This window comes from Agromyces bracchium (assembly GCF_009709675.1).
GTDB lineage: Bacteria > Actinomycetota > Actinomycetes > Actinomycetales > Microbacteriaceae > Agromyces > Agromyces bracchium.
On the sequence record NZ_WMLB01000010.1, the window covers coordinates 25,487 to 41,845 of the forward strand.

Below are 16,359 nucleotides of genomic sequence, written 5' to 3' on the forward strand. Positions count from 1 at the left end.
CAGCGCGTGCATCCGAACACCGGCATCCGAACCGCGACATCCGAACCGCGGCATCCGCCCTTGCGTCACACTCACCGCAGGTGGATCGTCTCCCTTGTCATGACCGAGTTCGCCGACCTGTGGACCGCGCACCGGCACGTCGTGCGCGACGTCGCCTACCGGGTGCTCGGCTCCGTCGCCGAGGCCGAGGACGTCACCCAGGAGACGTACCTGCGCCTGCTGGCCCGCGAGAGCGACCCGGGCGCAGCGCCGCTCGACGACCCGCGCGCGTGGCTCGTCACCGTCGCCTCCCGACTCGCGATCGACCGGCTTCGCGCGCACGAGCACTCACGGCGCGCCTATGTCGGGCCGTGGCTGCCCGAGCCGATCGTCACCGACGAGCGCACGCTGCCCGAGGATCGGGTCACGCTCGACGACTCGGTGCGGATGGCGCTGCTCGTCGTGCTCGAACAGCTCACGCCCGCCGAGCGCACCGCGTTCCTCCTGCACGACGTGTTCGACCTCGACTTCGACCGCATCGCCGAGGTGCTCGGCGTGAGCTCGGCCGCAGCGCGGCAGTCCGCCTCACGCGCCCGCCGCCGCATCGCCGCGCAGGGCGAGGCGCGCTTCGCCGTCGATCCGACCACCGCCCGCCGCCTGGCCGAGCGGTTCGCTGCGGCAGCATCCGACGGCGACCTCGACGGGCTGGTCGCGGTGCTGGCGACGGATGCCACGGGCTGGTTCGATTCCGGCGGCGCTTACCCCGGCGCGCCGACCGAGCCGGTCCGCGGCGCCGAACCCGTGGCGCGGCAGTTCCTCGCCGGCGTCGGCGGGCTCGGGCTCGACTTCCGGGTCGCGGAGGTCAACGGCGAGCCCGGCGTCGTGCTGCGCCGTCGCGATCGGGTCGTCTCGGTGCTCGCGCTCGGGTTCGCGGGCGACCGGATCACCGCGATCCACGGCGTCGGCAACCCGGCGAAGCTCGGGCACGTGCGGTGAGCGGGTGAGGCGGGTTCTCCTACGAGATCCGCCACGCGAACGCATACGGCTGCGCGAACTGCATGATGCGGAACGCGCGCACGACGACCTTCGCCGCGCCGGGCGGCATGCCGACCCACCGCACCTGCTCGACGTTGTTGTCGCGGTCGAAGCCGGCTCCGGTGCCGACGTTGCCGTGGCGCTCGGTGCCGTCCGCGGCGATCACGATGAGGTCGAGGTCGTTCTGCAGCAGCGCTCCGGGCGGGTCCGACCAGACGAGCGTCACCTTGAACGTCGCGCCGCCGGGCGCGGGCGGGGCCGCACCCTCGTGGTGCTGCGGGGCACGGAACTTCGGCGACTCCTCCGGGATCTCGACCTCGAACGATTCCTCGTCGCCCTGCTCCAGCGGTCCGCCCTCGCCGAGCCCGCCGTCGCCGGCCGGCCCCGGCAGGATGACGGACCCCGCGAGGTCGACCCGGCCCCAGCCGGAATTCGTGTTGGGCGACTCCCCCGCCTCCGACGGCTTGTACTGCCCCGGCAGCTCGACCGCGCCGTTCACGAGCAGGGCCTTGACCAGCGCGGCGCTCGGCGTCGCCAGCCCGTTCTTCACCAGCGTCTCGCGGATCACCGCGGCACAGCCGGCGACGAGCGGCGTCGCCATCGAGGTGCCCGTGTCGAAGAAGAACAGCGGATCGCTCGAGACGCCGAAGTCGGTGCCGCCGGGCGCGTTGCGCGAGAGCGTCGAGAGAATGCACGTGCCCGGTGCGATGACGTCGGGCTTGATGCGCCCCTCCTGCGTCGGTCCGCGGCTCGAGAACGCCGCCATGCCGACCGACGAGTCCGCCTGCAGGTCGCCGCCGACCGGGTCGGCGGGATAGTCGGACGGCCAGTAGTCGCCGTACGTGAACCCGAAGTCGCGCACGCTCTCGGAGGCGCCGACCGTGATGCAGTTCTTCGCCGCCCCCTCCGAGCCGATCTGGCTCGCGTCGATCGCGCCGTCCGCGTCGCCGTCGACGCCGTCGTTCCCGGCGGCGAAGCAGATCACCTGGTCGGGGTTGTTCCAGACGAACGCGTCGATCTCGCGCGACGACGGGCTGTACGGCAGGCCCGGGATCGTCGAGCCCCACGAGTTCGTGTGCACGCGCGCGCCGTCGTCGTAGGTCGGCTGGAAGAGGTCCGTCAGGTCGGCGGGGATGCCGCCGAGCCCGCCGCCGGAGTCGATGAGGCTCTGCAGGATCAGCTCCGCCTCCGGCGCGGTGCCCTCGATCGCGCCGCCCATCGTGGCCGAGTTGCCGCGGCCGAGCACCGACCCGGCGACGTGCGTGCCGTGGCCGTGGGGGTCGTCGGCGCGTGCCGGTGACGTGCGGCCGAGCGCGTGCAGCTGCACGACGCGACCGGCGAAGGCCGGATGCGGGTTGCCCGCGTCGCCGATGTCGAACCCGGTATCCGCGACCGCGACCACCTCGCCGTCGCCGCGGAACGCCGTCCCGTTCACGATCACGTCGGCATTGAGGATGCCGCGCGCGACGTTGTTGAACAGGCGGCGCTCGGGCACCGGCTGGATCTCCCGCACCTCGTCGATCGTCGCGAGCCGGGGCAGCCGGCCCTGCTCGGTCGTGACGCGGAGCTTCGCAGACGTGACCTCGACCTGCTCCGGATTCACCTTGGCGGCCCGCGCGACCCGCTCGACGAGTTCGTCGGTCGGCGTGACATCCGGGTGCAGCAGCAGGTCGACCGGGGTGAACGCGCGCGACGGATGCGGCGTGTCGAACCCGAAGTCGCGCGGCCCCGCCGCGTCGACGTTCGCGCCGACCAGCGACGGCGGGATCTTGAACGCCTTCGCATAGGGCCCCGCCCAGTCGACGAACGGCAGGTCGGAGACGGGCGTGATGTCGTTCGGCGGGTACGTCGCGAGGTAGGTGTTCTCGGAGACGTACTCCTGCACCTCGGCACCCGCATCGGCGACCGCTGCGCGCTGCTCGGCCGTCATCGGCTCGGTCGTGTGGATGAGGATGTGGTCCGAACTCGCCACTTCCCCGGCGTCCAGGCCGAAGGCCTGCAGATCGCGCTGGGGCGCGCCCGTGTCGACGGTGATTCCGTTGATCGTGATCTTCGGCATGGCTCGCCCTCGCGCTCTCGGTCATGGGACCGGGTCCAGCACGGGCGGCGATCCCGACGGCACCTGAAAATCGGCGGCGCGAGTCTAGCCCCGCGCCGTGAGGGCGGCAATGCGCGGGCGGGCGGATGCCTCCGGCCGTTCGGGCACGAATCGGATCCCCTCGGGGCGGCGCGTGCGTCAGGGGGTCGCCCTAACCTCGACGCATGAGCATCCAGCGCATGGACAACGTCGCCGTCGTCGTCGACGACCTGGATGCGGCGATCGCCTTCTACGCCGAACTCGGCATGGAGCTCGAGGGGCGCGCGCACATCGAGGGCGAGTTCGCCGACCAGGCGGTCGGCCTCGACGGCATCCGCAGCGAGATCGCGATGATGCGCACGCCCGACGGCCACGGCCGGCTCGAACTCACCAGGTACCTCTCTCCCGAGGCATCCGCCCCATCGCCCGCGGTGCCGCCCCCGAACACCCTCGGGCTGCACCGCGTGATGTTCGCCGTCGACGACCTCGACGACACGATCGCGCGCCTGCGTCCGCACGGCGCCGAGCTGCTGCGCGAGGTCTCGAACTACCAGGACGAGTACCGGCTCTGCTACCTGCGCGGGCCGGCGGGCGTCATCGTCGCACTGGCCGAGCAGGTCGGGTGACCCGCTCGGCCCCGCCACGACCGCCGAGTGCCGTCAGGCCGCGCGCGGTCGCGCCGACCCGGCTCAGTTCACCGGCGGCACGAAGCATCCGCCCTCCTGCCAGCCCCGCTGCTGGAACTGGCCGAGGTTGCAGACGACCGAGTTCACCGGGTAGTACTCGCCGAGCGTGGCGAAGGCCGACGTCCATGCGCCGTTGCGCGGGACATCCTGCACCGCGCTGTGGAAGTCGTCGCTGACGACCATGTGACGCATGATCATCGCCGCCGGCACGCCCGCCGAGACGCGGAGGACGGTCGCATCGCCGACCATCGGCTCGTCGGTGAGGTCCGCCGACGACACGATCACGGTCCAGTACCCGTCCGCGCCGACCGCGAGTCGCGTCAGCCCGTCGGGGTTCGTGGCCTGATCCCACACGCCGCTGCCGAACGAGCCGTTGGCGCACGACCAGTTCGCGTCCTGCGCCGGGTACGGCCAGACCTTCTTGTCGAGGCAGAGCGAGTAGTAGCGCATGTCGTACTCCGCCGGATCGTTGTCGTTCCACGGCACCGGGCTCGCACCCACCGGGACGCGCGGCGCCTTGCCGCGGAAGACGTACACCTCGTCGGGCGCCGGGATGAATCCGGCGGCGAGGTACCCGGCGACCGGGTTCGACCAGACGCTGTTCTGCGCCGCGGCCGTCGGAGCGACGAACATGAGCGGCGTCGAGCACGGAGTGAGATCGGCGCCCACGTACGCGCAGGCGTTCGAGGCGCGCGGGACGGAGCCGTCGGCGGCCGCGCCGAAGAAGTCGCCCTGCACCGGGCTGCCGCTCGGCGCCGACGGCCCGTAGCCGGAGCCGGTGCGGTTCAGCGGCAGCACGTTGAAGTCCGTGCCGTCACTGGCGAACGCGCCGGGTCCGCCGCCGCTGCAGTCGGTGCCCTGCGGGTCGGGTACCAGCTGGAGGGTGTAAGTGTCGTCGTACGCCATGCTGGCGGTCTGCCACGGGTTGACCGAACCCGGATCGGGCTCGATCTGGAAGTCGGTGTTGTACGACTGGCAGGTCGTGCCGGCACTGTTCTCGTAGTAGTAGAAGTCCATGTTCGAGTCGTAGAGCACGTACGACATGAACAGCTGCTCCTGGAACTGCCCGTCGATCTCGACATGGTCGAGGACGAGTCCGTGGCGGTCCGGTTCGGTGCTCGCATCGAACGGCACGGCCCAGTACGTGGCATCCGAGTCCGGGAGGAAGATGTCCATGCCGTCCTGCACCGGCGTCGTGTTCCGCGTGTAGTCGCGGGTGTCGTAGACCTTGGTGTTGATGCGCGCCCACCAGCTGCAGTACGGGAACGCGGTACCCGCGCGCGCGAGGTCCTTCTTCTTGAACCCGAGGTCGGCGGCCATGTCGCGGAAGTGCTCCTCGACGGTCTCGCTCTTGGTGTCGTTGAAGAGATCGGTGAACGCGTCGGTGTCGGTGATGCGGGTCGGGCAGTCGGGCAGCTCGAACCGCGTCAGGTCGCCGGAGGACGGGTCGCGCTTCACGATCGTGATCTGCGGCGGGTCGGCGTTGATGGACATGCGCCCGTCCGCCGGCACGTACGACCTGAGGAGCATGATCCGGATGTCCTCGGCCAGGTTGCCCGTTCCCTCCGGGACCTTCGTCGACGCGTTCGCGACGGCGGCCTGCACGCCGGCGGCGGTCGCCTGCGCGCCTTCGGCCGGTGGACCGGATCTCGCGCCGGAATCGATCGCGGCGGTCGTGAGCACCAGCCCCACGAGCGCGGCTTGCGCGGCCCATTGCATCGACGAGGACTTCATCAGATCACCCCATTGAGATCTGCGGGGGCACGCTCGTCTCCCCCAGGCGCCCCCGCCGTCACGACCGGTCGTCGCGTACGGCCCCAGAACCTAGCGCGCCGGGCGAGGCGCGTGGAGTGCCCTTGGTCCCGGGGCGGGGTCGAGACCCGTACCCAGCGCCGGTCTTCACCCCTCCCGAAGTTGCGCGGCGATCGCCTCGCCGAGCACCTCGGCGCCCTCAGCCGACGGGTGCAGCCCGTCCGTACTCATGCCATCGGCGAACCGACCGTCGCGCGTGCGCAGCCCGGTGGACGCGTCGACGAACCGCCACCCGCGGTCGTCGGCGAGCGCGTCGAGGCGTCCGTTGAACTCCTCGGCGCCGCCCGGATACGCGTCCATCGGCGGGATCGACACGACGAGCACGTCGTCGATGCCGACGCGGTCGACGACGCGGTCGAGGTTCGCCGTCGTCGCCTCGAAGGGCACGCCGAACGCGAGGTCGTTCGTGCCGGCCAGCAGCACCAGCACGTCGGCGTCGACGGGCGCGACTGCCGCCGCCATCCGCTCGGTCGTCGCGCCCCACTCGGCCCAGCCGCCGGCGAACACGTAGCCCTCATCGACCACGTACGTCGCCCACGACGCGGGGCCGAGGTCGCCGCTCGCGAAGTCGCGACTGTCGGCGTCGGTGATCGAGTCGCCGACGGCGGCGAAGGTGCCGAGGGCGAGGGCGGATGCCTCGGGCTCGGGCGTGCGGTCGGGACCGCCCGGCGCGGAGCATCCGGCCATCGCGCTCACGCAGGCGGCGACGACCACCGTCAGGGCCGCTCGACGCGTGCCCGCGCGACGCCCGCCCGCGCCGTACGACGCTGCTCCGAGCATGCGGCCAGTCTAGGAACCCGTTCGGCCTGGGAACTCGTTCGGTCGGCACCTGCCGTTGGCGGGCGCCGGCGGTCGCGCTGCCCGGATCAACCGAACGCGCCGCCCGGTTCCTCCCGATCAGGATCACCCGGGGGATAGCGTGACGATGTCGGAACAGCGAGACCGACGAGATCGTTCCAGCCCTGCACCTCCCTCGACCAGTGGAGCAACGATGACCGATCAGACCAGCGCCCCCGCTCCCGCCCGCACCAACGCGTGGAAGGCCTTCTGGGACCGCGGCGGGTGGTGGAAGGCCCTCGGATTCGTGGCCGTCTACCTCGCGGCGTACCAGTTCCTGCCGCTCATCGCCTCCCCGCTGCTGAGCGGTGCGATCGACCGCGAGAACGTCTTCGCGACTCCGGCGAGCGTGTTCGTCGCGATCACGTTCCCGCTCGTCGTCGGCTCGATCGTGCTCATCGTGTTCGCGCTGACCGTGCGCTGGCTGCCGTCGCCGCTCTTCGCGCGCCAGCCGGTGCGCGGCCGCTGGTGGATGTGGATCGCCGTCGTCCTGGTCCTCATCCCGATCGTCCTCCGTGCGCTGGGGACCGATTACAGCCGGTACTCGGTCGCAGTGATCGTCACCGTCTTCGTGACCGGGCTGCTCGTCGGGTTCTCCGAGGAACTGCTCACGCGCGGCGTCGCGGTCGTCCTCCTCCGCCGCGCGGGCTACAACGAATGGGTCGTCGCAGCATTGTCCGCGCTCCTGTTCGCCGCCCTGCACAGCGCGAACTTCTTCACCGGCCAGGACGTCGCGACCGTGAGCTTCACGATCTTCTACACGTTCTGCTTCGGGATCCTGATGTACCTCGTCATGCGTGCGACCGGGAGCATCATCTGGGCGATGGTGCTCCACGGGCTCACCGACCCGACGACCATGCTCGCCAGCGGCGGCGTCGACGAGAACACCGCCGGTACGAGCAACGTGTTCATCAGCCTCGTCTCGCCCGCGACGATCCTGATGATCGTCGGCGCGCTCGTGCTCCTGATCTTCATCCGCGGCAACGCCAAGGGTCGCGCGGCCGAGGGCGAGCCGGAGCGAGTCGCACCGCCGACGGCCTGACCCGTTGCTCCCCACGCGCCGCGACCCGCCCGCGCGGTAGGTTGACGGCATGGAATTCCTCCGCCATCTCGTCGTGCTCATCCACCTGGTCGGCTTCGCCGTGCTGTTCGGCGCCTGGGTCGTCGAACTGGTCAACGGCAAGCGCGGCATCACGCGCGTCATGCACTGGGGTCTCGCGATCGCCGGCGTCGCCGGGCTCGCGCTCGCCGCTCCGTGGGGCATCGAGTACGACCTGGACTACGCCAAGATCGGCACGAAGCTCGTGATCCTGGTCGTCATCGGCGCGCTCCTCGGCATCGGCGCGGGCCGCCAGCGCAAGACCGGCTCGGTCCCGGCAGGGATCTTCTGGCTGATCGGCATCCTCACGCTGGCGAACGCCGCGATCGCGGTGCTCTGGCGCTGATCGCGCTGAGCGCGCTCGACGCACCCTGAATCGGCCTGCGTGGGTTCGGACGGGAGCTACGCCCAGCCGAGCTCGCGCAGCTTCGCGTCGTCGAGTCCGAAGTAGTGCCCGATCTCGTGCACGAGCGTGATCCGCACCCGCGCGCGGAGCGCGGCGAGGTCGGCGCTGTGCTCCTCGAGGTTGTTCTTGTAGAGCGTGATGCGGTCGGGCAGCTCGCCGAAGCCGTAGACGCCGCGGGTGGTCAGCGGATGGCCGCGGTACTGGCCGAACAAGCGCGGCCGCTGCGCGATCGGCTGGTCCTCGAACGAGATCGCGACGTTCTCGAGCCCGCGGACCATGTCGTCGGGCAGCGCATCGAACACCTCGCCGAGCAGGCGCTCGAAGTCGTCATCCGAGATGTGCACCATGCGCCGGCAGCCTCTCAGCCTCTCAGCCTCTCCCTCAGCGTGCCGCGGCGCTCACCGCGTCGCCCCGCCCTGCTCGACCGCGACGATGCGGTGGTCGTCGTCGTGCGTGAGCTCCGTGCGGAGGAACCGCTCGTCGGTCGGCAGCCGCAGGTCGAAGCGCGCGAAGGCCGCCACGCGCAGCTCGCCCGACTCGACGGCGAGGTCGAGCACGTGCCCGCCGAGGCTCCGATCGTCGCTGAGGAAGTGCAGGTGCAGGCCCGCGACGGCGATGCCCTGGTAGATGGCGGGCGTCCAGAACCCGACGAGCGTGCCGCGGATGCCGCGCGCCACCGTCTCGACCTGGTGCTTCGTGACCTCGGCCAGCGGCGGGAGCGGATGCCGCTGCCTCGGCGTCACGCGCACTCGGACCTGCGACAGCAGCCCGTCGAACCGGACCGCGTGGAAGAGGTTCCGGCTCGCGAGCGCGTCGTCGACGGATGCCGCGAAGCCGGCGAGGTCGGCAGCCCCGACCTCGATCGCCGGAACCTGCGGGAACCGGCACACGATCGCGAACGGCAGCGTCTCGTCCATGCGCATGACGGCCGGCGGACCGTCGAGCGTGCACTCGATCGCCGACGCGTCGAGGATGACGACCTCGCCGCCGAGCTGCTCGAGGCAGCCCAACCCGAAGTCGCCGAGCGCGCACGCCTCGCCCACGCGGAGCCCTGACTCGTAGGCTCCGGCGAGCAGCGCGTCGAGCACCGCGAACTGGGTCACGGCCGCACCGGGCACGGGTGTCGGGGGCACGCTTGGAGCGTACCCCCGACGAGTGGCGGATGCCCCGTGGCAGGTCAGCGCACGGCCGCTCAGTCCAGGTCGAGCCCGTGGCCGAACCGGAACAGCGGGTCCGCGGTGTCGAACGGCACGTCGGGGCGGTTCGCCTCGACCGCGGCCATGCTGCGCGGCAGGTCGAACGGCAGTCGGCCCTTCGGCGTCGCCTCGCCGAACAGCACGTCGAGCACGGCGCGCGGGTTCGCCCCGTAGTTCGCGACGAGCGCGGCGACGTCGTCGACGAACGGCGTGAGGATCGCCGGGCGGTCGAGGAACACGTCGACCACGGTCGGCACGGCCGCGGCGACCTCGCGCACGTGCGCGACGAACTCCTCCGGGTAGTCGAGCGAGCCCGCGTGGAAGAAGTTCTCGAACATCGTGGCGCGCTGCTCGAACGGGGCCTGGATGCGCAGGATCGCGACATCCGCCTCGGCCGGCGTCTCGACCACGGTGCCGTACTCGGCCGCGACCGACGTCTCGACGCCCTCGACGTACACGCGAAGGCCGCGCGCGAGCGGCAGCGTCGGCGCGGTCTCGGCCACGTTCACCGTGTTCGTCAGCACCGTGACCGACAGGCGCTGCGCCTGCTCGCCCGCGGCGACGAACTCGGGCGCGCCGACGATGCGCGTCGCGCGCTCGACGTCGACGTAGCGCCGGTCGTCGAAGAGACCGAGCACGAACTTCTCGCGCAGGATCCGGCGGGCCGAGACATCCAGCCGCTCCTCGGTCACCTCGCCCGTGCGGACGAGGTCGACGAGCAGCTCGGGGTTCGCCTCGCCGCCGAACTGGTCGGCGCCGGCCTCGATGACCTTGCGCATGCGCTCGCGCGGGCTCAGGTGCTCGACGCCCCACGCACGCGCCGGGAAGGGCTGGCCGAAGATCTCGCCGTCGGTGATGAGCCCCCAGTCGGTGCAGACGATGCCGTCGAAGCCGTAGCGCTCGCGGAGGAGGCCGGTGATGACCGACTTGTTGAAGCCGAAGCCGACCTCCTCGTGCTCGGTGCCGACCGGCATGCCGTAGTACGGCATGATCTGCCGGGTGCCGGCCTCGAACGCCGCCTCGAAGGGCTTCAGGTGGGTCTCGAACGCGTCGCCCGGGTAGACCTGCTCGCGGCCGTAGGCGAAGTGCGGGTCCTCGCCGTCCAACTGCGGGCCGCCGCCCGGGAAGTGCTTCGTCATCGTCGAGACCGAGTCCTCGCCGAACTCGGCGCCCTGGAAGCCGCGCACGTACGCGGCGCCGAGGCGCGAGGTCAGCTCGGGGTCCTCGCCGAATGTCGCGAGCTGCCGCGACCAGCGCGGCTCGGTCGCGAGGTCGACCTGCGGGTGCAGCGAGACGCGGATGCCGACCGCCGTGTACTCCTGCCGGGCGATGTCGCCGAACTGCTCGACGAGCTCCTCGTCGCGGATCGCGGCGAGGCCGAGCGTCTCGGGCCAGGTCGAGAACGCGCCGGTGAGCATGCCGGCGAGCGGGTTGTCGCTGTAGGAGTGCCGCGGGTCGGTCGAGATCGTCACGGGGATGCCGAGGCGGGTGCCCGCCGCGAGCTCCTGGAGCCGGTTGTGCCACTCGGCCATCGCCGCGGGCGTCGGCGCCGCCTGCAGGATGTTGAAGTGCGTCATCAGGCGGCCCTGGACGTACTCGCGGTTCGAGGGCAGCCCGAACACGGGATCGGCGTCGGCCAGCGAGCCGTCCTCCCCCATCGTGATCATGGTCTGGAAGAAGAGCCCGGCCTTCTCCTCGAGCGTCATCTGGTCGAGGAGGATCCCGACCCGCTCCTCGAGCGGGAGGTCGCCGTCGAGGTAGCGGCGGTCGACGGCGTCGCCGGCGGATGCGGCGGATGCCTCGGGCCCGGCGTCGCCCGCGGAGGCCGCGGCCGCGGCATCCGTCCTGGTGTCGACGAGGTCGGTCATGTCACTTCACTCCCTTGATGCGGTAGACGAGGACGGCGCCGGCGAGGGCGACCGCGGCGCCCACGAGGTAGAACGTGGCGTAGCCGCCGATGGCCGTGCTCGCACCGGCCGCGATGATCGCGGGCGCGATCGCCGGGGCGATCGACTGGGGCAGCGCGTTCGCGATGTTGAGCACGCCGAGGTCCTTCGCGGTGTCGTCGGGGTTCGGCAGCACCTCGGTGGCGAGCGCGAGGTCGACCGAGAAGAACGAGCCCGCGCCGAGGCCGATGATCGCCTGGCCGAGGATGAGCACCTCGATGCTGGGCGCGAACGCGAGCATCACGAGTCCGACGACCATCACGACGCCGGCGATCGCCACGAACGGGCGGCGCTTGCCGATGCGGTCGGAGAGCATGCCGCCGATCGGGCCCGAGATCGCCATGGCGCCCATCGCGGCGAGGTTGCTGATGAGGATCGTCGTGATCGCCTCCTGCTCGGCGAGCTGGAAGCGCTCGGTGAGGTAGAGAGGGAGGAAGGTCGCGACGCCCGCGTAGCCGAACATGACCATGAACTTGGTGAGCCAGGTCCAGCCGAAGTCGGGGTGCTTCGCGGGGTTGAAGACGAACGAGCCGAAGAACTGGCGGGCGGTGTAGCGCTCGACCGGCTTCTCGGTGAGCACGCGGTCCTTCAGCACCAGCGCGAAGAGCACGGCGAGCAGGGTCGCGATCGCGGCGGGCACGACGAAGCGCGTGAAGTCGTCGGCGAGGAAGTTCACCAGCACGCTGCCGCCGAGGATGCCGAGCGGCGTGGTCAGGCCGATGATGCCCGAGACGCGCCCGCGACGGTCGGTGGGCACCTGGTCGGGCAGGGTCGCGTTCGCCGCCGCGAGCACGGCGTTCATCGAGACCTGCACGAGGCACCAGCCGAGGAAGACCATCCACACGTCGGGCGCGGCGCCGATGAGCGCGAAGGAGAGGAGGCCGACGAGCGAGCCGCCGACGATCCACGGGCGGCGCATGCCGAATCGCGAGGTCGTGCGGTCGGAGAGCCGGCCGACGAGCGGGTTGGCGATCATCGCGAACAGCGCGCCGACGCCCATGATCAGGCCGAGCGAGGCGGTCGCGGCCTCGGCCGACGGCGAGATGTGCTGGACCTTGAAGGCCATGGACACGAGCACCGGGGTGAGCAGGGCCAGGTAGATGCCGAAGTTGGCCCCGGCGAGTGCGGGCGTGTAGCCGCGCGGGGTGCGCTCGGGGGCGGGCGTGCCGGGGGCGGATGCCGCGGGCGCGACGGTCGCGTCGAGCGATCGGGCCGCGGTGGACGACTCTGTCATGCGTACTCCTTCGTACCGAGCCCATCGGCTCTCGGGGAGACACGGTATCTCAAAATCAAACACTTGGAAAGTCAATTTCGAACGACTGGTAGATTGACCGTCGGGAGGGGGACGTCGTGGTCATGGAATCTGCGACCCGCGCTGAGCGATCCGCGTCGACGCGCCACCGGGTGCTGGCGTCGGCGCGCGACCTGTTCGCCGCTCGCGGATTCGGTGCGGTGTCGATGCGGGACGTCGCCGCCGAGGCAGGGGTGAGCCACCCCACCGTCCGGAACCTGTTCGGCTCGATGGACGCCCTGCTCGACGCGGTCGTCGAAGGCTACGAGGCCGACCTCCAGGAGGCGCTCGAGGGTCGGACGCCCGACCTCGACCTCATCGACGTCATCGCCCGCACCGGTCGCGACATCCCGGGCTACATCGAGTTGTTCACGGTGCTCGCGGGCGCGGCGACGCTTCCCGAGCACCCTGCTCACGAGCGCTTCCGCGCACGGGACGCGGCGTTCCGGGCCATGGGCGCGGAGATGCTGCGGAACGCAAGGGACCGCGGCGAACTCCCGGCCGACCTCGACGTCGTGGGCGAGGCGCGGCGCCTGAACGCGGCGTGGGACGGGCTGCAGGTCATCTCGCGCTACCTGCCCGACGAGGTCGACGTGCCCGAGGCGCTCGCGCACCGCATCGCGCGCCTGCGCGGGCGCGCCCCGGAGGTCGGATCGATCGCCGACGCGGACGCGCTCCCGCTCACGATGCTCCTCGTCGACGAACCGGTCGACGACGCGGGGTACGCGGTCGGGCGCCGGCGCCGGGCCGACATCATCGAGCAGGCGACCAAGATCTTCGCCCGCGACGGCTACCACGGCGCGAGCCTGCGCGACATCGCGTCCGCGGTCGGCGTGAACGCGTCGACGCTGCTGCACCACTTCGGCAGCAAGGAGGCGCTGGTCGCGGCCGTGCTCGCGCACCGCGACGCGGCGATGGCGGCCCGCGAGGCCGACGCAGACGACGACCCGGTCCGGATCCTGCGCGATCTCGGCGCCGCGGCGAGCCACGATGCTCGCACCGAACCGGGCCTCATCGGCATCTACGCCGTGCTCTCGACCGAGGCGGTCGCCCCGACGCATCCGGCCCACGAGTACTTCCGCGACCGGTTCGCGCGCGCCATCCGGATGTTCGAGAACGTCCTCCAGCGCGCCGCGGCGCGCGGCGCGACCCGCCCCGACGTCGACCCGCACGCCGAGGCGATCCACCTCATCGCGCTCTGGGACGGCCTCCAGTTGCAGTGGGGCTACGACCCCGAGGCGATCGACATCGGGCGCGAGCTCGACGCGCACCTGGCGGGGGTGCTGCGCGACGGCGTCGACGCCGGCAGCGCCGCCTGAGGCGCCCGGGTCGCAGCCCTCGCCTCAGGCCACGGCCCCCATCGATTCGACCTCTTCCGCGGCGAGCGCCCCGAGCGCACCCGTGCTCGCCGCCGCGCCGAACGCATCCAGCAGCCGGCCAGTGTCCTCCATCTGGTCATTCCAGACGGCGCGCACGATGTCGATCCGGTCATCGTCCTCCTGCAGCGCGGCGAGGTACCGCTCGACGCCGGCGAACCCGTCGGGCGCGGCCTCGTGCAGCTCGATCATGCGGATCGCGAGCTTCGCCTGCACCCCGTACACCGGGATCTGCGGACCGCGAGGAGCGGCGAGCCCGATGTAGTAGAGCTTCTCGAGCCCCTTCGGGACGATGCCCCCCGCGTAGCGGAGCGGCACGCCGCCGCGCCGCTCCACGAGCGACGGGGAGAGGAACGGCAGGGCCGCGTTGAACCCCGTGGCCCACAAGATCGTGTCGTACTCGCGGGACGAGCCATCCGTGAAGTGCACCGTGCGACCCTCGAACCGCGCGATGCCCGGCACGATCGAGACACGGCCGTGCTGCACCCAGTAGAGGAGCAGGTCGTTCACGACCGTGCGACCTTCGGCGAGGGTGCGGTACTTCGGCTCGGGCATGCCCGGATAGTCCTTCCACTCCCCGATCGAGACGCGGGCGAGCAGGCGCGCGATGAGGTCCTGCTCGTCGGGAGAGAACTGCGCCATCCACGGGATCTCCTGGCGCGGCACGCCGAAGTACGACTTCGGCTGGAAGTACGTCCCCTCGCGGATCACGATGTCGACCTCGAGGCGGTGCTGCGCGGCATCCACCGCCAGGTCGCAGCCCGAGTTGCCGGCGCCGACGACGAGGACGCGCGTGCCCTCGATGTCGCCCGTGTTCCGGTACGAGCCCGAGTGGACCTGCGTGCCGGTGAACTCGCCCGGCACGGTCGGCACCTTCTGGTCCCACAGGTGCCCGTTCGCGACGAGCACGCCGTCGTACTCGTGCCGCTCGCCGGTCGACAGCGTCACCGCCCAGCCCGCCGACCCGGTCGGCCCGGGGGTCGGCAGCGGCTCGACCGAGTCCACCGACGTCTCGAACCGGATCACGTCGTAGAGCCCGTGCGCCCGCGCGTACGACTCGAGGTACTCGCGCACCTGGTCGCGCCGCGGGAAGTGCGGGTAGTCCGCGGGCATCGGGAAGTCCTCGAAGTGCGTCATGTCGCGCGAGGTGATGAGGTGCAGCGCGTCGTAGTCGGTGTGCCAGTGGCCGCCGACGCGGTCGGTCTGCTCGTAGCAGTCGACGTCGTAGCCGGCCTGCCGCAGCTGCTGCAGGGCCGAGATGCCGGCGGCGCCGGCGCCGATCACGCAATAGCGAGTCATGGTGGTGGATTCCTTTCGTTGGCTAGACGGCGCCCCGAGCCATCCGGTGCTCGACCCAGACCGAGAGCCAGGTGGCGGGCACCGCGATCGCGGCGTAGATGAGGCCCGTGATCGTGTAGACCGCGAGGTACTGGAAGGTGATCGTCGAGACCTGGTACGCCTGGCTCATCAGCTCGTTGACCGAGATCGAGTACGCCAGCGACGTTCCCTGGAACGACATGATCGCGAGGCCCATGAGCGGCGGGATCGACGAGCGCAGGCCCTGCGGCAGCACGATCCGCACGAACGAGGTGGTGCGCGAGAGGCCGAGGGCGGCGGATGCCTCGCGCTGGCCGGCCGGCACCGACTGGATGCCCGCGCGGATCATCTCGGACGAGTACGCGGCGGCCGTGAACGTCAGGCCGATGACGGCGGCCCAGAAGTTCTCGAACAGCACCCCGAGCGCCGGCAGGCCGAAGTAGACGATGTAGAGCACGACGAGCGCGGGGATGCCGCGGCCGATCTCGACGGCGACGAGCGCGGGCCACTTGAGCCACGGCTGCCGCGACGAGACACCGAGCGCGAAGACGAGTCCGATCAGGTAGCCGAACACGACCGACAGTGCGGTGAGCTGGAGGCTGACGACGAGGCCCTGGCCGAGCCGGGGCAGGTACTCGGAGAGGTCGATGAGCGAGTCCATCAGGCGGTCCTCCGGAGTCGGGTGTCGAGGCGCCGGGCCGTGACGGCCACGGGGATGCTGATCACGAGGTACACGGCGGCCGCGATGAAGAACGGCACGATGCCGGCCGTCGCGGGGTTCTGCCTGGCGAACATGGTCGCGTTGAACACCATGTCGGCGACCCCGATCGTCGAGGCGATCGAGGAGTCCTTGAGCAGCGACAGCAGGTACGTGGCGATCGACGGCAGCGCCGTGCGGAGCGCCTGCGGCGCGAGGATCCGCGTGAGCGTCACGGTGCCGCCGAGGCCCAGGGCAGCGGATGCCTCGGCCTGCCCGCTCGGCAGGGTCGCGAACGCACCGCGGTAGATCTCGGCGAGGTAGGCGCTCGAGATGATGCCGAGGCCCCAGACCGCCGCGTTCAGCGAGTCGAGGCGGATGGCGCCGAAGGAGACGCCGAAGTAGAGCAGGAACAGCCAGACGATCGGCGGCACGCCACGGATGAGGTCGACCGCGAACCGGCACGTGAGCCGCACCCAGCGGGTGCGCGAGCGCAGCCCGAGCATGAGCGGGATGCCGCCGATGACGCCGATCGTGAACGAGAGCACCGTGACGAGGAGCGTCATCGGCAGGCCGAGCAGCACGATGAGGAGTGCGTCGCCCAT

The 16,359-nt window shown here is 71.2% G+C and carries 15 protein-coding genes; 5 read left to right on the plus strand and 10 right to left on the minus strand.

What is annotated here, in order from left to right; translation table 11 throughout:
• Positions 1–99 precede the first annotated feature (99 nt).
• Positions 100–975: an RNA polymerase sigma factor SigJ gene (gene sigJ, locus GJ743_RS03220; protein ID WP_155050504.1), complete on the plus strand. Its 876-nt coding sequence runs from the start codon at positions 100–102 to the stop codon at positions 973–975.
• Positions 976–994: 19 nt separating this feature from the next.
• Here the strand turns inward: sigJ and GJ743_RS03225 are convergent, their stop codons facing one another.
• Positions 995–3,073, minus strand: a complete 2,079-nt coding sequence (locus GJ743_RS03225) for a S8 family serine peptidase (protein ID WP_155050505.1) — start codon at positions 3,071–3,073, stop codon at positions 995–997.
• A gap of 203 nt (positions 3,074–3,276) precedes the next feature.
• Here GJ743_RS03225 and GJ743_RS03230 point away from each other — a divergent pair, with 203 nt between their 5' ends.
• Positions 3,277–3,717, plus strand: a complete 441-nt coding sequence (locus GJ743_RS03230) for a VOC family protein (protein WP_155050506.1) — start codon at positions 3,277–3,279, stop codon at positions 3,715–3,717.
• A gap of 63 nt (positions 3,718–3,780) precedes the next feature.
• Here GJ743_RS03230 and GJ743_RS03235 read toward each other — a convergent pair whose 3' ends face one another.
• Both GJ743_RS03235 and GJ743_RS03240 read right to left on the minus strand, forming a co-directional pair.
• Positions 3,781–5,511 carry a hypothetical protein gene (locus tag GJ743_RS03235; RefSeq protein ID WP_155050507.1) on the minus strand — a complete coding sequence of 577 codons (1,731 nt, stop codon included), beginning with the start codon at positions 5,509–5,511 and terminating at the stop codon, positions 3,781–3,783.
• A 165-nt stretch (positions 5,512–5,676) separates the two neighbouring features.
• Complete coding sequence (locus GJ743_RS03240; protein WP_155050508.1) at positions 5,677–6,369, minus strand: SGNH/GDSL hydrolase family protein; 693 nt, start codon at positions 6,367–6,369, stop codon at positions 5,677–5,679.
• 211 nt (positions 6,370–6,580) lie between these two features.
• Between GJ743_RS03240 and GJ743_RS03245 the strand changes: the two genes are divergently transcribed.
• Positions 6,581–7,468, plus strand: coding sequence for a CPBP family intramembrane glutamic endopeptidase (locus GJ743_RS03245; RefSeq protein WP_196216899.1), 888 nt, complete (start codon positions 6,581–6,583; stop codon positions 7,466–7,468).
• Between the two features lie 49 nt (positions 7,469–7,517).
• Positions 7,518–7,871, plus strand: a complete 354-nt coding sequence (locus GJ743_RS03250) for a Fe-S protein (protein ID WP_155050510.1) — start codon at positions 7,518–7,520, stop codon at positions 7,869–7,871.
• Positions 7,872–7,927: 56 nt separating this feature from the next.
• On the opposite strand, the gene GJ743_RS03255 is transcribed toward GJ743_RS03250, so the two are convergent.
• From GJ743_RS03255 to GJ743_RS03270, 4 genes are read right to left on the minus strand one after another with little or no spacing between them, the layout of a single operon-like run.
• Entirely contained in the window at positions 7,928–8,278 is a 351-nt protein-coding gene (locus GJ743_RS03255; protein ID WP_155050511.1) for a metallopeptidase family protein, read from the minus strand.
• A 51-nt stretch (positions 8,279–8,329) separates the two neighbouring features.
• Positions 8,330–9,064: an acetolactate decarboxylase gene (gene budA, locus GJ743_RS03260; RefSeq protein ID WP_328288735.1), complete on the minus strand. Its 735-nt coding sequence runs from the start codon at positions 9,062–9,064 to the stop codon at positions 8,330–8,332.
• 59 nt (positions 9,065–9,123) lie between these two features.
• Positions 9,124–10,995, minus strand: coding sequence for a glycoside hydrolase family 3 protein (locus GJ743_RS03265; RefSeq protein ID WP_155050512.1), 1,872 nt, complete (start codon positions 10,993–10,995; stop codon positions 9,124–9,126).
• A 1-nt stretch (position 10,996) separates the two neighbouring features.
• Entirely contained in the window at positions 10,997–12,307 is a 1,311-nt protein-coding gene (locus GJ743_RS03270) for an MFS transporter (protein ID WP_155050513.1), read from the minus strand.
• A gap of 122 nt (positions 12,308–12,429) precedes the next feature.
• On the opposite strand from GJ743_RS03270, the gene GJ743_RS03275 reads away from it, so the two are divergent.
• Positions 12,430–13,683: a TetR/AcrR family transcriptional regulator gene (locus tag GJ743_RS03275; protein ID WP_155050514.1), complete on the plus strand. Its 1,254-nt coding sequence runs from the start codon at positions 12,430–12,432 to the stop codon at positions 13,681–13,683.
• A gap of 24 nt (positions 13,684–13,707) precedes the next feature.
• Here the strand turns inward: GJ743_RS03275 and GJ743_RS03280 are convergent, their stop codons facing one another.
• Genes GJ743_RS03280 through GJ743_RS03290 form a run of 3 tightly spaced genes read right to left on the minus strand, consistent with a single transcriptional unit; the run spans position 13,708 to position 16,359 of the window.
• Entirely contained in the window at positions 13,708–15,039 is a 1,332-nt protein-coding gene (locus tag GJ743_RS03280) for a flavin-containing monooxygenase (RefSeq protein WP_155050515.1), read from the minus strand.
• A gap of 22 nt (positions 15,040–15,061) precedes the next feature.
• Positions 15,062–15,718 carry an amino acid ABC transporter permease gene (locus GJ743_RS03285; protein WP_155050516.1) on the minus strand — a complete coding sequence of 219 codons (657 nt, stop codon included), beginning with the start codon at positions 15,716–15,718 and terminating at the stop codon, positions 15,062–15,064.
• Positions 15,718–16,359 carry an amino acid ABC transporter permease gene (locus tag GJ743_RS03290; protein ID WP_155050517.1) on the minus strand — a complete coding sequence of 214 codons (642 nt, stop codon included), beginning with the start codon at positions 16,357–16,359 and terminating at the stop codon, positions 15,718–15,720. The genes GJ743_RS03285 and GJ743_RS03290 overlap by 1 nt, the downstream gene beginning before the upstream one ends.

What these genes read in the sequence shown, in the direction of transcription:
- GJ743_RS03285 (WP_155050516.1), bottom strand. Translation starts at nt 15,718, where the DNA reads ATGGACTCGCTCATCGACCTCTCCGAGTACCTGCCCCGGCTCGGCCAG.
- GJ743_RS03250 (WP_155050510.1), top strand. Translation starts at nt 7,518, where the DNA reads ATGGAATTCCTCCGCCATCTCGTCGTGCTCATCCACCTGGTCGGCTTC.
- GJ743_RS03255 (WP_155050511.1), bottom strand. Translation starts at nt 8,278, where the DNA reads ATGGTGCACATCTCGGATGACGACTTCGAGCGCCTGCTCGGCGAGGTG.
- GJ743_RS03240 (WP_155050508.1), bottom strand. Translation starts at nt 6,369, where the DNA reads ATGCTCGGAGCAGCGTCGTACGGCGCGGGCGGGCGTCGCGCGGGCACG.
- GJ743_RS03290 (WP_155050517.1), bottom strand. Translation starts at nt 16,359, where the DNA reads ATGGGCGACGCACTCCTCATCGTGCTGCTCGGCCTGCCGATGACGCTC.
- GJ743_RS03280 (WP_155050515.1), bottom strand. Translation starts at nt 15,039, where the DNA reads ATGACTCGCTATTGCGTGATCGGCGCCGGCGCCGCCGGCATCTCGGCC.
- GJ743_RS03245 (WP_196216899.1), top strand. Translation starts at nt 6,581, where the DNA reads ATGACCGATCAGACCAGCGCCCCCGCTCCCGCCCGCACCAACGCGTGG.
- GJ743_RS03265 (WP_155050512.1), bottom strand. Translation starts at nt 10,995, where the DNA reads ATGACCGACCTCGTCGACACCAGGACGGATGCCGCGGCCGCGGCCTCC.
- GJ743_RS03230 (WP_155050506.1), top strand. Translation starts at nt 3,277, where the DNA reads ATGAGCATCCAGCGCATGGACAACGTCGCCGTCGTCGTCGACGACCTG.
- GJ743_RS03275 (WP_155050514.1), top strand. Translation starts at nt 12,430, where the DNA reads ATGGAATCTGCGACCCGCGCTGAGCGATCCGCGTCGACGCGCCACCGG.
- GJ743_RS03225 (WP_155050505.1), bottom strand. Translation starts at nt 3,073, where the DNA reads ATGCCGAAGATCACGATCAACGGAATCACCGTCGACACGGGCGCGCCC.
- GJ743_RS03270 (WP_155050513.1), bottom strand. Translation starts at nt 12,307, where the DNA reads ATGACAGAGTCGTCCACCGCGGCCCGATCGCTCGACGCGACCGTCGCG.
- sigJ (WP_155050504.1), top strand. Translation starts at nt 100, where the DNA reads ATGACCGAGTTCGCCGACCTGTGGACCGCGCACCGGCACGTCGTGCGC.
- GJ743_RS03235 (WP_155050507.1), bottom strand. Translation starts at nt 5,511, where the DNA reads ATGAAGTCCTCGTCGATGCAATGGGCCGCGCAAGCCGCGCTCGTGGGG.